The sequence below is a fragment of the Ensifer canadensis genome (assembly GCF_017488845.2).
GTDB lineage: Bacteria > Pseudomonadota > Alphaproteobacteria > Rhizobiales > Rhizobiaceae > Ensifer > Ensifer canadensis.
In genome coordinates this window covers 1,021,113-1,035,826 of sequence record NZ_CP083371.1, presented here as the reverse complement: position 1 = coordinate 1,035,826, position 14,714 = coordinate 1,021,113, and the positions used below count along the sequence as shown (strand labels likewise).

Below are 14,714 nucleotides of genomic sequence, written 5' to 3'. Positions count from 1 at the left end.
TGTTTTCATGCTGCAGATACTTTATTTCGCGCAGGATCTGGCTGACCCCGCGGTTCGCCGTCGAATCCTGATGTTGAAGGCAGGCGGTGCGCGCGTGACGCTGGCCGGCTTTCGCCGGGGCGCGAACGCACTGGCCGCGATCGAGGGCATCGATCCGATCGAGCTCGGCACGACGCGCGACGGTCGCTTTGCCCAGCGGGTCTCAGCGATCACCAAGGCCTGCCTGTCGCTACCCGCCAAGCTGCGCGCGGTCGGCCGGCCCGACCTGATCATCGCCCGCAACCTCGACATGCTCGCCGTCGCCAACAAGGCGGTTTCCATGTTCGGCGGTGATGTCCCTATTGTCTATGAATGCCTCGACATTCACCGCCTGCTTCTGCGCAAGGACGTGGCTGGACGCGCCATGCGCGCCAGCGAAGCCTATCTCGGACGCAATGCGCGGCTTTTGATCACCAGTTCTCCCGCCTTCGTCGAGCATTATTTCCGCCCACTCTCCGGGTTGGAGACGCCAGTCATGCTGCTGGAGAACAAGGTGCTGGAGCTCGGCGATCGAGATTGCCTGCAGGTTTCCGCGGCCCCCACAGCGCGACCAGACGGCCCCTGGCGGATCGGCTGGTTCGGTGCGCTACGCTGCCGCAAGTCGCTCGAACTGCTTTCGACGTTCTCGCGCCGCATGGAGGGCCGTTTCGAGATCGTACTACGCGGCCGGCCCGCCTATTCCGAGTTCGACGATTTCGACGGTTTCATTCGCAATGAGCCGCACATGACCTTCCACGGCGCTTACCGCAGCCCGGAAGACCTCGGCGCGATCTACGACGAGATCGATTTCACCTGGGCGATCGATTTTTTCGAGGAGGGCCAGAATTCCAAATGGCTGCTTCCGAACCGGCTCTATGAGGGCTGCCGACACGGACGGGTTCCGATCGCCATGCGCGGCACGGAGACGGCCCGTTTTCTGGCGGTCCGCGGTCTTGGTTTTCTGCTTGATGAACCCGAGCCGGACAACCTCGTTTCGCTCCTTGGAGCGGTCGATGCCAACAGCCACGCCGATGCTTGTGGGCGGGTTGCCGCCTGCAACACCGACACCTGGGTCTTTCGCCACACCGATTGCGAGAACCTCGTGAGGCGCCTTTCGGCGATTGCATCGACGGCCCCCGAACCCGCGACGCCCCTTTCTCAAGCCCGTCAAAACGAAGGTGGTTTGTCATGAACACAACAGATCTGACGTCGACGCGCAGCCTGATCGTCATCCCCTGCCTCAATGAGGCTGAACATATCGAAGCTCTGGTGGACAAGCTTCGTCCGTCACTGGCGCCACTTAATGCTGTCATCCTGATTGCCGACGGCGGCAGCACCGATGGCACCCGCGAAATCGTAGCGCGACTGGCCCAAGACGATCCGTCCGTCCTGGCGCTCGATAATCCTAAGCGTATCCAGAGTGCCGCAATCAATCTTGCGGTGGCCGAGTATGGCTCATCCTTCGACTTTCTGATCCGCATCGATGCGCATGGCACCTATCCTGATGATTATTGCCAGAAGCTTGTCGACGAAGTGATCGCAACCGGCGCCGACTCCGTCGTCGTTGCCATGGAGACAGTCGGCTTCACGCCGTTTCAGAAGGCGACGGCCTATGCCCAGAATTCCAAGCTCGGAAATGGCGGCGCCAAACACCGGCTCGGGGCCACAAGCCATTGGGCAGACCACGGCCATCATGCGCTGATGCGCATTGCAGCCTTCAAGGCGATCGGCGGTTACGACGAGAGCTTCAGTCACAACGAAGATGCCGAGTTCGACTATCGGTTCCGCAAGGCCGGCTATCGCATCTGGATGACCGACAGAACGAGCATGGTCTATTACCCCCGGGCAAAGATCGGGCCGCTGTTTCGGCAATATTTCAGCTACGGCCGCGGGCGAGCCCGCAACGTGCTGAAGCATCGCGTCGCGCCAAGCCTGCGTCAATTGTTGCCGCTCGCCGTGGCACCGATCGCAATCGGCGCTCTGCTCGCCGTCATCAACTGGGTTGCCGTCGTGCCGGTCGTGCTTTGGGCTGCAGCTTGCATCGGCTACGGAGCCTGGATGGCGCTCGGCCAGAAAAACCCCTACGGCCCGCTGGCTGCGGTTTCGGCCATGGTGATGCATTTCGCCTGGTCCGCCGGTTTCTGGCGTGAGTTGCTCGACCTTCGCAACAGGCGGGTCGCACCATGATTGAGGCAACGAAGAAAATGGCCGCCGGCCTTCGGGTCGACATCGCGGTCTGCACGTTTCGCCGGCCGGAGCTTGCCGAAACCCTGCGCTCGCTGGCTGCCATTATCGTGCCGGACGGGACGGCAATCCGGATTATCGTCGCCGACAACGATCTACAGCCAAGTGCCGAAGGTCTTGTCGACGCATTGAGGTCGGAAATTCCCTTCGGGATCGACTATGTGCATTGCCCGGCGAGCAACATCTCGATCGCCCGTAACGCCTGCCTTGATAACGCATCGGGCGACTACCTCGCCTTCGTCGATGACGACGAAACGGTTGCTCGCGACTGGCTGGTGCGTCTGCTGGAGACGGCCTCAGCCACCGGGGCCGAGGCGGTTCTCGGCCCGGTTCGAGCCGAATATGACCTTTCGGCGCCGTCCTGGATGCGCCGCGGTGACTTCCACTCGACGCGACCCGTCTGGGTCGGCGGCGAGGTCATAACGGGCTACACCTGCAACGTCTTGCTCGATCGAAAAACGCCGGCACTTGCCGGCCGGCGTTTCAACCTCGCGCTCGGCCGAACCGGCGGCGAGGATACGGAGTTCTTCACCCATATGTACAAGGCCGGCGGCCGTCTGGCCTATGCGTCGGATGCTCTGGTCTACGAAATCGTGCCGGAAAAGCGCGCCAGCTTCCAATGGTTGGCAAAACGACGCTTTCGCTCGGGCCAGACTCATGGACGCCTGCTCGCACAGGCCTCTGCAGGCAGCGGAAAGGCCGTCGAGATCGTTCGGGCCACCGCCAAGTCCGGGTTTTGCGCTGTCGCAATCCTCATCCTGCTCGCCTCGCCGGTTGCGCGTTCGCGCTATGCCCTGCGTGCCGTCATGCATGCCGGCGTCGTCAGCGGCCTTTTCGGCGTTCGCGAGCTCGAGCAATACGGCACATCGGAAGTGGCGGCGCCATGACGACAACCAATCCAGATGTCAGCTTCGTCATCGCGGCGTTCAAGGCGGCTGATACGATCACGCGCGCGATCGACAGTGCGCTCGCCCAGGAAGATGTCTCGGTCGAAGTCATCGTCGTCGACGATGCTTCACCTGACTATACCGCAGCGGTGGTCGAGGCTATCGCCGATCCGCGTATCCGGTTGATCCGACTTCCGGCCAATCGGGGACCTGGCGGCGCGCGCAACGCCGGTCTCGACGCAGCCCGCGGCGAATGGATCGCCATCCTCGATGCCGACGACACGGTTCGCCCCGGAAGACTTGCGCGAATGATCGCACGGGCGCGCCGCGAAAGCGCTAATATCGCCGTCGACAATCTGGAAGTCCTGAACCTTGATGGCCGGCGCGACCGGATGTTTGACGACACGACGCTTGAGAATACACCGGTTCTCACCCTTGCCGCCTTCATCGAGTCCAACGTGCTTTTCAGGTCGACCTATAATTTCGGCTACATGAAGCCGATCTTCGAGCGCCGGTTTCTCGAAGAGATCCGCCTGCGCTTCAAGGAAGAGATCCGCATCGGCGAAGACTATATCCTGCTGGCCTCGGCCCTTGCCCAAGGCGGGCGCTGTATCATCGATCCCTCCGCTGGCTATCGTTATCACATCCGCGAAGGCTCCATCTCGCGCGTGCTGGAACTGCGCCACATCGATGCGATGATCGCCGCCGACACAGACTTCCTCAGCACCCACGCCATCGACGCAAGCGCGATGGCCATGCAGCGCAAGCGCAGCCGCAGCCTTTACGAGGCGCACGCCTTCTTGGCGCTCGTTGAACACATCAAATCCAGATCGCTGGGCGGCGCCATCAGAACCGCGCTCTCCAGCCCCCGCGCGCTCCGGCATCTCAGGATGCCGATCGCCGTGCGACTGCGCCGCCTGGTTGCGCCGTTGTCGCGCTTGAAGCCCGCCACAACGACGGTGGCGGCTGAACGATCCACTTCGGGCAAAAGCCCTCACACGAGAAAAGGATAATGCCATGGACCGTATCAGAACTGTCAGAAAAGCAGTTATTCCGGTAGCCGGCAACGGCACGCGTTTCCTTCCCGCGACCAAGGCTGTGCCGAAAGAGATGCTGACGATCGTCGATCGTCCGGTCGTGCAATATGCCGTCGATGAAGCCCGCGAGGCCGGCATCGAGCATATCGTCTTCGTCACCAGCCGTAACAAGCAGGCGATCGAAGACCACTTCGACGATACGCCCGAGCTGATTTCGTCGCTGACGCGCTCGGGCAAGAACGCCCAGATTTCCGAGCTCGAGGCCATGTTGCCCAAGGCTGGCTCCGTCAGCTTCACCCGGCAACAGGCGCCGCTCGGCCTCGGACATGCCGTGTGGTGCGCGCGCGACCTGATCGGCGACGAGCCTTTTGCACTGCTTCTGCCCGATATGCTCTCCTATGGCGCGCGCGGCTGCATGGCTGGCCTGATGGATCTCTATCGTCAAACCGGAGGCAATGTCGTCGGCGTGGAGCAATGCGCGCCGGAGGATGCCTCCAAATACGGCATCGTCGGTAAGGGAACGGCCGTTTCGCATGGTTTCGCGGTCACCGAAATGGTCGAAAAGCCGAAAGCGGGAGAGGCGCCCTCGAACTTCTACCTCAACGGTCGCTACGTTCTCCAGCCTGAGATTTTCGGCATTCTCGCTCGACAGCAGCGCGGCGCCGGCAACGAAATTCAGCTGACAGACGGCATGCTGAAACTGTCCAAGGATCAGGCGTTCCACGCCCACCCCTATGATGGCAGAACCTTCGATTGCGGCTCCAAGCATGGGTTCATCGAGGCGAACGTCGCCTTTGCTCTTGCTCGTTCGGATATCGGCGATCTGGTCTACGAATCCGTCAGGGACATGGTTTTGTCTCACGAAGGCCGCATCCGCGCGGCATAAACCCGGTTTCCGGCGCCCCGAGATGTGGGGGCGCCGGCCGATAGCTATATGGAAACGGACAGAGCGACCCAATGAAACAAAGAAGTCTACCGTTCAGTAGCGTACTGCCCCGCGAAGCCGAGGAAACCGATGGCTTCATCGACCTTGACCGGCTTTTTTCGGTGGTGGTTCGTCGCGGCAAGACAGTCGGGCTGTTCGTTGCCCTGTTCGTCGTTCTCGGCGGTGTCTACCTGCTTTTCGCCACGCCGAACTATACCTCGATGACGCAGATCCTGCTCGACGAGAACCTCTCGAAATTCGCGGAAGAAGAGGCTTCGCCACAAAACAGCCAGCTGCTCGACACCCAACTTGCCAGCGCCGTCGAGATCCTCAAATCAGGCGAATTGGCTCTGCGCGTCGTCGACAAGATCAACCTTGCCGACAACGACACGATCGTCAATCCGCCACGCTCGGCTTTCGCTGTGGTCAAGGATTGGATGAAGTCGATCACCGGTGTGTTTACGGGCGGTTCTGCGGTTTCGGAAGAGGCCGCACGCAGCGGCCGGCGACAGAAGGCAGCCGCGCTTATCCAGCAGGGCCTCGCCGTCGAACGCGTCTCGCGAAGCTCGGTCGTTGCCCTTGCCTACCGTTCGAGCGATCCGCAGCTGGCAGCGCAGGTGGTACGCGCCTATGCCGATTCCTACCTGACCGACCAGTTGAACGCCAATTTCGAGGCGACCGAACGGGCATCCGTGTGGTTGCAGGAGCGCCTTGCCGACCTGAGGCAGCGATCCCAGGTCGCTTCGCTTGAGGTCGAGCAATACCGCACCGACAACGGGCTGACCTCGGCGCGGGGAGAACTGATGTCCGAGCAACAGCTCGCCGATCTCAACAGCCAGCTGATCATCGCCCAGGCCGACACGGCCTCCGCTTCGGCCCGCTACAAGCAGTTTCAGGCGATCGTCGAACAGGGCCCTGAAAAGGCCGTCGACAATGCGACGATCTCGTCGAAGGACGGCGACAATTCGGTGATCCGCGACCTCAGGACCCGCTATCTGACCGTCAGCAAACGCGAGCAGGAGGTGACCCAAAGCTTTAGCGCCGATCATCCCCAGGCGGTATCGCTGCGGGCGGAGAAGAACGATATCGGCCGCCAGATCTATCAGGAACTGCAGCAGCTGACCTCGAGCTATCGCAATGAATACGAGGTCGCGCGGTCGCGCGAAGCCTCGTTGCGCGAAAACATCGAGGGAACCACCGGCCGGAACTCCGACGCAAACCGATCACTCGTCCATCTGCGCGAACTCGAGCAGAAGGCCGCAGCTCTGAAGACGCTTTATGAATCCTATCTCGGCCGCTATGAGCAGGCAGCGCAGCAGCGCTCCTTCCCGATTGCCAAGGCTCGGGTGATTTCCGAAGCCGGCGTGCCTGTTTCGCCCTCAAGCCCGAAGAAGACGATGATCCTCGCCCTCTCCGCTGTGCTCGGCATGATGGCAGGCGGGGCGTTTGCGGCGTTTCAGGAATTCCGGGAGCGCACGTTCCGTCTCGAAGGCGACGTCCGTTCGATCCTCGGGCATCGGTCGCTCGGTTATGTCCCGCTGATCGGCCCGCGCCCGACGAGAGCCACAGACCATATGCGTGCCCGGTTTGTGAAGGACAAGGGACCGCCCCAACCAGCACCGGAGCCGGTGCCCTTCGAACGCGTCAGCCGCATCGTACTCGACGCGCCGCGCTCCTCCTTTACCGAGACGTTCCGCAACGCCAAGCTCGCCTGTGACCAGATGCTGCATGGAAATGCCTGCCGTGTGGTCGGTATCGTGTCGGCGGTTCCCGATGAAGGGAAATCAATCGTCGCTGCCAATTTTGCCGCCCTTCTCGCCGCCAGCGGCAAGCGGACGCTGCTGATCGATGCGGATATACGCAGGCCCGGCCTCAGCAAGATGATTACGCCGGCGCCCAAGACCGGACTTGTCGAGGCGCTAACCGGCGAGACATCCTGGCCGGCCGGAATCAAGATCGACCACAAGACGAAGCTTGCGATATTCCCGGTCGGTGGCGAAGCCACCAACCACTACCCGCATGACAGCCACGAGCTGCTCGCCTCGCCGGCCATGGAGGAATTGATCGCGAACGCGCGCAAGTCCTTCGACTATGTGATCGTCGACCTCGCAGCCCTCGCCCCTGTCGTTGATGGCAAGGCGTTTTCGCCGCTTGCCGACGGTTTCCTCTTCGTGGCCGAATGGGGCCGCACACCGTCGCGGCTTGTGCGCGACCTGCTCCACGCCGAACCGCAGATCAACTCGAAGATCCTCGGCGTCATCCTCAACAAGACGGATATGCGGGAATTGGCGAAATACAGCGACTTCGGCGCCGCCGAACACTATCGCCACCGCTTCGAAAAATACTACGTCGACAACTCAGCGACCCGGCGCGAAGCGGAGCCGGTCTGAACCGTATAGGAGCCCAACTCGCTTGGGCTCCTGGAGCATTTCCAGGGCAAGTGCGTAGCGGTTTCCTGTCAAAAAAACAAAGAGATACAGCCGTTTGTGAAATTCCGGTTAAACCGGAAACGCTCGTGCCTTAATCCTTCCAGAACAGCGGCGTCAGGATGACCAGAACGGTCAGGATTTCCAGACGCCCGAGCAGCATCATGACCGACAGCAGATAAAGCGCCGGATCGGACAAGGTAGAGAAGTTTCCAGCCGGCCCGATGATCGGGCCGAGCCCGGCACCGACATTTGAAAGCGCCGTGGCAATCGCCGACGCCGACGTCAAAAGGTCATAGCCAAAGGCGCCCATGGCCATGCTGCCGAAGGCCCAGATCATCATATAGGCCGTGAAGAACAAAAAGACGGTCCGCTGCACGTCGATATCGACCAGTGCCTTGCCGTAGCGCACCGTGTGGATCGCGTTCGGGTAGATGAGCCTAAAGAGCCCTGCCCGAATGGAATTGAAGATGATGATGAAGCGATAGGCTTTCATGCCGCCAGCGGTCGAGCCCGAACACCCGCCCATGAAGGTCGCCGCAAAGGCGAGTGCGACGATGAAGTCGCCCCATAGCATGTAGTCATCGCTGGCAAAGCCTGTCGTTGACAGGATCGACGACACCGTGAAGAACGAATGCGCCAGCGCCTCGTGAAAATCGACGCCGTTTTCCAACCGCTGAAACAAGCTGGCTGCGATCGCGAGCACGGTGAGGTAAGACAGGAACACGATGATCTGCGGATCCTTCAGCGTGTCCAGCCGGCCGCGCACGATAAAGATGATCAGCACGGAAAACGGTAGGCTGCTGACCGTCATGAAGAAGGTAGCCACCCACAGGATCGGCAGGCTGTTAAAATAGCCGAGCGACGCGTCATGGGTCGAAAAGCCCCCGGTCGCAATCGTCGACATCGCGTTATTGATCGCATCGAAGCGATTCATTCCGAGATAGCCGTAGATGATCGCGCAGGTGACCGTCAGGACGATATAGATCAGGATAAAGGCACGCGTGAAGGTGACGATGCGCGCAAACGGCTTCTCGGTGGTATCGGACGATTCCATCTTGAAGAACGACAGTCCGCCGACGCGCAGATACGGCATGACGAACAGCCCGAGCGCGACGATGCCGATGCCGCCGAGCCAATGGAGCAGCGAACGCCAAACAAGAATACCGGGTGGCGCATTGTCCAGACCGGCAATGACAGTTGAGCCGGTGGTGGTGATGCCTGAGACAGACTCAAACAGCGCTTCGGCAAAATCGAGATTGACCGAGGATAGCCAGAATGGAATGGCACCGACAAACGAGACAACCAGCCACAACAGGTTGACGAGCAGAAAGCCCATTTTCCGGTTGAATGCTGGTGGTCCGCCCTGCGTAGCCGCCACTGTGACCAGCGAAAGGCTACCCATCAGACACGCCGAAACAGCGAAAACCTTCCAGTCCCGATGGCCGAAATAGAGATCGACTAGCGCGGGAATGAACATCGCGAGCGAAAGATAGACGCCGACCTTTGCGGCAATGTTGATGGCAGACTGGTAAATGGTCGCGTTCAACGGTCAATGCCCCGGTCTTGGCTGTCCTGGTCCACTCGCCCTCGCGAGTCGCTTTTACCTGCCATCAACATCGGGATTAGCGGCCAGCGTCGACGAACGCAAGTTGGACATCCCTCTTAACGATCACAGCAATTTCTTCTAGTGTCGACGATTGCTGTGGACCAGAACGCGATCACATCATCGTGCCGCGACAACTCATCACCTTGACTTATTTCTGCGTGTATAGCCTCATCGAACCGACGCACTCGCAAACTTGAGCACTGAAATGACCCCCGCGCGATTTACCCAATGCCTACTTGCCCTTCGCTGGACGCCGATCAATCTCGCGAGCGCGCTCCATTGCAATCTAGCGTGGATCGAGGCGATGGAGACGGGCGATGAGAAGGTGCCCACTGAACTGGCAACTTGGCTCGAAACGCTGGCAACGACCCACGAGACACTGGGCATCCCCGTCGCCTATCGCGGCAAGGGGCTGGAGCCGGCGAGCAGCCGCGCGGCGCGGCGCTAGCGATCATCAGCACCGAGTTGGCTGCAGCGCAGAATTTTTCCGCGAGGGGATTGTGCGCGTTCGGCTTTAAAGAGCTTCGCGGCAACACGCCCGACCTTGTTCAGAGCTCGGATGGCTGGAACGTTGTGCATCGTCGTCGGGCACGGTGCCAGCTTGGGAAGAGAGCTTCTGTCAATGCCGCAAGATCCTGCGTGATTTGATACACTAGAAGTGGCCCCGGCGTTGATACGCCGGATCATAGTCATGTGCCGTTCTCCGGCTCCCGTCGGCCCGATCTGGCAAGGGCGCACGCCTGCGGGCAACCTACGAAGACCGTCGCTTAATCGGAAGATGCGCTTCTATCCTATAGATCCGAATTCGGCATCAATCTACTAGCGGGGGGCGTCGTGCCTGATTGATCGCGCGGCGCTGGCTCCCGACCCTTGCCTCCTCAGCTTCGTAGGCGCCGGTGGCGCGCAGAAGCCCGCGCATACGATGGCGCATCGCCTCAAATGCCGCCCATTGCGACTTCGGCACCATTTTAATCGCATGTCTGTCGCCGCGGGCGAGTGCTCCCGGTCCGAAACGTGCATCGAGCGCCTCGCAGACAGTCGTGAACTCCGCACGGATCTCCGGATTAAGCGCCCGAACCTTCCCCGCGAGATGCTTCGCATTCTTCGCCGTCTGGTCCGTCAAACGACGGAGCGCACTCTCAGCTTCTTTGGTCAACCCTGGTATAGCGACACTCATGCGGTTTCGTTCAGTCCTGACCGCCAAAAACTCCGCCTCGTAGGCGGCGGCGTAGGAGCGCCCCATGGCGCGAATGGAGGCGGCAGCGATATTGACATACTGCATCGCTTCCCGACGCTCTCGTCCTGCTGCCAGGAGCCTGTCCAACACCCTGTCCGAGCCACGCAAGGCGCCATAGGCGGCGGGATCAGCGACAATGGCATGCACAATGCGTTCGGGGTCGATCTTCATTGTTACAAGGCTTTCGATCGTCGCAACCGCGGTGGCCGGATCGCGCCAGATCCGAACTGCATCTCGCCCGAGTGCCGCTCTCTCCTGCCTGTAATGCTGGGCCTCCACCGCCCTGAGCCGCGCCTCATCCTCCACACGGATCTTGAATTCGGTTACAGCTGGCAACATTGGTAAGCACGCGACCGCATACTGCGGAGCAAATGCTGCCGGCGCGATGAGTTGAGCGGGCTCATGTTTTTCTATCATGCGCTGCTCCGCCGCAAAACGTCTAACGACCGAAAACAGCACAGTCAGTTCGGCCTGCCTTTCCTCCACCATGCTTTCCGGAAAACGCATCGCCGTATCGCGCTTAGCGAAGCCATTTGCCTTGTCAGAAAACGCAAGCCATCCAAACCGACGGGTCAGGGCATCGTCGATGGCCTTGACCTCCTGGACTACCGAGCGATCCTCCGTGGCGATCCGGAAAGCGGATCGATAAGCCTCATCTCCCCCTTTCTCCCAAGCCGCTTCGATCTCCAAAAGCCGCGCTCTTGCATTTTTGGAAAGTGCCGGAACAACGAAGCTCATATGCAATCTGCGCATTCGCTCACGGTCTTGGAAGCGCCCTTCTTGTCGACGAAACTCCGTCGCCAGAGCTCGCGCCAAAAGCGCGAGCTCTGGCACAGCTGCCAAGGCAGCCGCCCTCTCCTTCCTGGCCGCTTGAGCATCGACAAGGTTGGCGCCGCCACGCAGGTTCCCGAGTGCTTGAGGCGACCGAATAAGCCGGTCTGCGATTAGTTGGGGATCCTTGGCGGTATTAGAGGAATGCTCGTTCAATCGCGCAAGCACGGCCGCCGGATCTCGGTAAATCCGCCTGAGCAAAGGCATGACGATCGCTTCCCGCTCCGCCCAGTCAGCTGATGAGAGATGGGCAAGACGTGCATCCTCCTCGAGTGTCCGCGAGAACGAAATCGTTGCCGGGAGTAATTCCGGATCGCCATCCGCACTGATCTTAGGAGCCTGCCGCTTGGCTGTACTGCTGTTTGCCTCAATGCGTTCGGAATGCTCAACCACAACATCAAGCGCCGCGTTGGCACGTTGCCATAGCCGGGCCACCCGACCACGCTGTTCGGAAACCCAGCTCAGCGTACGATCCGCCTTCTCAACAAGACTCCAACCAGATACTACCTCAATTCCGCGACGCCGCGCGAAGTCGTCTGCCAGAGATCGGTATGCATCCTCCGTCACGTAATCGAGCGTCGTCGTTTTTCCGCCCGAACGCGAGAGCCGTTTAACAAGCTGCGGAAACAGGTCCGGCAAGCGGTTTTCCTTGGCAATCCGGTGTTGTCGGTCCGCTGCCTTTTCGATCAAACCCGCTCTCCAGATGTTGCGCTCGACAACACGCTCTTCGAAGCGTCTTTTGCCAGTGTCTTCATCGTTTACTGGAACCTTGACCGTGACCTTCTCTGTCCCATCCTTTCGAAGCATTACGGTGTCACCGACCTGCACCCCGCCATCCTCTAGCGCCTTCGGCAGACTGACGCCCCACAGACGATGCGTCATTCCATCTTCAATGCGAAGATCGGCATAGGGACTTGGATCTACATCATCGTGCGGTCGAAACTTCGCAAAGCCTGTTTCGACAAGCTCGCCGCCAACCCCATCGGTGTAGTCTGCACGCGGCGCTCTGTCGCGTTCACGTCTCCGCTGGAAATCCTCCGCAGCGACATAAAGATCAGCGCGATCGCGGTGTCGGGTCATCGCGACATACGTCAGATGCTGGTCCATCATGCCGGTCGCCAGTACAAAGGCGCGATTAAAGGTCGAACCCTGACTTTTGTGGATGGTCGCGGCGTAGCCATGATCGACATTGCGATAGGTATCCTCGGCAAAAACGATATCGCGTCCATTGTCGAGCCGGACAGTGAGCAGCGCCGTCCCGCTTCCGGCTGCCGTCGAGCAAACCGTCCCGAGCATGCCGTTCTTCACGTGCTGAACAGTAAGGTTCTTGGCATGCGGCGCGACGAACCGGGCGTTTTCGAGAAAGATGATCCGGTCACCAACCGCGAACTCCCGCATACCGCGCTCGGTTAAGAACGGCCTGCCATCCGACAACAATCCATCCGTCGAAAGCACATCGCGAATAGACCGGTTCAACACCTTCACGTCGTCATTGGTATGCGCAAGTACAGTCAGTTCGTCGCCACGAAGTTTGCGACCTTCCGCCTTGGCTTTCGCTACCAATTCGCGATGTGCAGCTGTCCAGTCTGCGACGATGCGCTCGATGGCAGCCTGACGGGTCTCGGCGCTAACGATATGCCCGCGTTCGCCATAAGCGGCGAGCGCCGCTTTCACATCGCCGCGGGCAAATTGCTTGGAGGCAGTACGCGCCCATTCCTCTTTCTGCCGCCGGACACCGGCAAGCTCCGCAGAGTTGATGCGCTCGACAATCGCTCGGAAAGCCGCACCGGCCTGAATCGGCTGAAGCTGCATCGGATCACCAATGAGCACAGCCTTTGCGCCCGCGACCTCGATACGCTTCAACAAACGCCCCATTTGTTGTGACGACACCATTCCGGCCTCGTCTACGACCAGCACATCCCCCTTTCCGAGAAGATCGTTACCTCGCTCCCAGGCACGTTCCCAGGAGGCGATGGTGCGTGCGAGAATACCGGAACTTTCCTCCAATCCCTCAGCAGCCTTTCCGGCCAGTGCCGCACCGACGACACGCCGCCCCTCATTTTCCCAAACAGTACGGGCGGCACTCAACAATGTCGATTTACCGGCGCCGGCCACACCGACGACCGCGGCAATTGCGCCACCGGCGGTAACATGCCGGACGGCATCGATTTGCTCTGTTGCGAGCCGAACACCACCGGCAGACATTTCAGATTCAATTGATGTAACCGCAGCGTCGACGCGGGACTTAGAGACACCGAAGCCTTTCATCTTCGACAACTTAATTGCCAAGCGTGCCATTTCATATTCGGTTCGGACCAGAGCGCGCGTCGTGAACACCGCCGGACACTCGACTTTGCAGGTTTCACTGTTTAGCCGTTGCGGCTGCAGCATCACCAGATCGTCCGATGCCATCAGTCTGGCGCGTATATTGGCAAAGACGATCGGATCGTCGATATAACGATGCAGCGCGCGGGCGATATCCCTCTCGTTAAAGGTCGATCGCTCGATGGCGAGTTGCTTGAGCAACAAGGTCGGATCATCCGTGAGCCGGTCGGCAATCTCATAGCGCTTGGCCAATGCAGTCGGTGAAGAATAGGATTCGATGCCTTTACGAACAAGCGCAGCACGATCCGGACCGAAATGCCGTTGCTCCAGTCCGCGAAGTCCTTGTTCATCGTAGGAACGACCATCAAGGCGGAAGTCATGACCGGCAAGCGCCAGATGGCGGCTTGCCGTTTCCGCCCAGGCAACCTTCCACTCCTTCATCGCTTCCTTGTCGCCTGCCCACAGCCGATAAACGATTTTCCCCTCAGGTCGGTCGGGCGTTTTGACGCGTACCGGTTGGCCGTCTTCACCGACGATCGCGACTTTCTTCGGCCCGAACCCCTCCTCGGCCAAAGGGCGCAGCGTTGCCATAATATGAGCATGCGGATTGCCGTCCTTGTCGTGATAAACCCAATCGGCGACCATTCCCCGCGACGTGAGGTTTTCCCGCACGAAGTCGCGCACAAGTTCGATGTTCTCCTTGCGGTTTAATTCCACCGGAAGCGCGAGAATGATCTCGCGGGCAAGCTGCGCATCGCAGCGCGTCTCGAAACGATCGACCGCGTTCCAAAGCACTTTACTGGCATCAGCGACCGTCCGCCCATCTATGGCCGCCTTCAGCCATGCGGGTGTTTCGGAGGGCAAAGCAAGTTCTTCATGCGCCAGTTCCGCAGCATCGCCATAGTGGCGGAATTCCTTGCCGATCTGTTCGTCCATCATCTTGGTGCGATGACGATAGGCAGCTGCAGAGATGATACTGCGACCGGCACTCCGGCTAATCACGTGAGCCCTCACAAACATGATAGCCAATTCAGGTCAAGCTCCCCTCCCAAGCGCGTCGCAACTGCGACATATATTGCGCCATCCGCCTACTTAGTAGCACTTAATGATTCATCTTTGGCTCGGAGTTTCCTTTTCCAATACCTCATTTCCGACGATTTGACTATCATATTTAA

At 59.9% G+C, this 14,714-nt stretch carries 9 protein-coding genes; 7 read left to right on the top strand and 2 right to left on the bottom strand.

Features of this window, described 5'->3' with window-relative positions:
- Positions 1–7: 7 nt before the first annotated feature.
- The 6 genes from J3R84_RS24545 (at position 8) to J3R84_RS24520 (ending at position 7,501) form a co-directional block, all read left to right on the top strand.
- Complete coding sequence (locus tag J3R84_RS24545) at positions 8–1,210, top strand: glycosyltransferase family protein (protein WP_057224331.1); 1,203 nt, start codon at positions 8–10, stop codon at positions 1,208–1,210.
- Positions 1,207–2,205 (top strand): glycosyltransferase family 2 protein, encoded by a 999-nt coding sequence (locus tag J3R84_RS24540; RefSeq protein WP_057224267.1) that lies wholly within the window; start codon positions 1,207–1,209, stop codon positions 2,203–2,205. The genes J3R84_RS24545 and J3R84_RS24540 overlap by 4 nt, the downstream gene beginning before the upstream one ends.
- A gap of 17 nt (positions 2,206–2,222) precedes the next feature.
- Positions 2,223–3,149, top strand: a complete 927-nt coding sequence (locus J3R84_RS24535; protein WP_113569075.1) for a glycosyltransferase family 2 protein — start codon at positions 2,223–2,225, stop codon at positions 3,147–3,149.
- Positions 3,146–4,162, top strand: a complete 1,017-nt coding sequence (locus J3R84_RS24530) for a glycosyltransferase family 2 protein (protein WP_057224264.1) — start codon at positions 3,146–3,148, stop codon at positions 4,160–4,162. Before J3R84_RS24535 ends, J3R84_RS24530 begins: the two co-directional genes overlap by 4 nt.
- 4 nt (positions 4,163–4,166) lie before the next feature.
- Positions 4,167–5,072 (top strand): UTP--glucose-1-phosphate uridylyltransferase, encoded by a 906-nt coding sequence (locus J3R84_RS24525; RefSeq protein ID WP_057224262.1) that lies wholly within the window; start codon positions 4,167–4,169, stop codon positions 5,070–5,072.
- 71 nt (positions 5,073–5,143) lie between these two features.
- On the top strand, positions 5,144–7,501 hold the full coding sequence (locus J3R84_RS24520; RefSeq protein ID WP_057224260.1) for a Wzz/FepE/Etk N-terminal domain-containing protein: 2,358 nt from the start codon (positions 5,144–5,146) through the stop codon (positions 7,499–7,501).
- A 130-nt stretch (positions 7,502–7,631) separates the two neighbouring features.
- On the opposite strand, the gene J3R84_RS24515 is transcribed toward J3R84_RS24520, so the two are convergent.
- On the bottom strand, positions 7,632–9,017 hold the full coding sequence (locus J3R84_RS24515) for a TrkH family potassium uptake protein (protein WP_373688548.1): 1,386 nt from the start codon (positions 9,015–9,017) through the stop codon (positions 7,632–7,634).
- A gap of 334 nt (positions 9,018–9,351) precedes the next feature.
- Here J3R84_RS24515 and J3R84_RS24510 point away from each other — a divergent pair, with 334 nt between their 5' ends.
- Positions 9,352–9,594, top strand: a complete 243-nt coding sequence (locus tag J3R84_RS24510; protein ID WP_057206350.1) for a hypothetical protein — start codon at positions 9,352–9,354, stop codon at positions 9,592–9,594.
- 363 nt (positions 9,595–9,957) lie between these two features.
- Here J3R84_RS24510 and traA read toward each other — a convergent pair whose 3' ends face one another.
- Positions 9,958–14,568 (bottom strand): Ti-type conjugative transfer relaxase TraA, encoded by a 4,611-nt coding sequence (gene traA, locus J3R84_RS24505; RefSeq protein ID WP_113569033.1) that lies wholly within the window; start codon positions 14,566–14,568, stop codon positions 9,958–9,960.
- Positions 14,569–14,714: the final 146 nt, after the last annotated feature.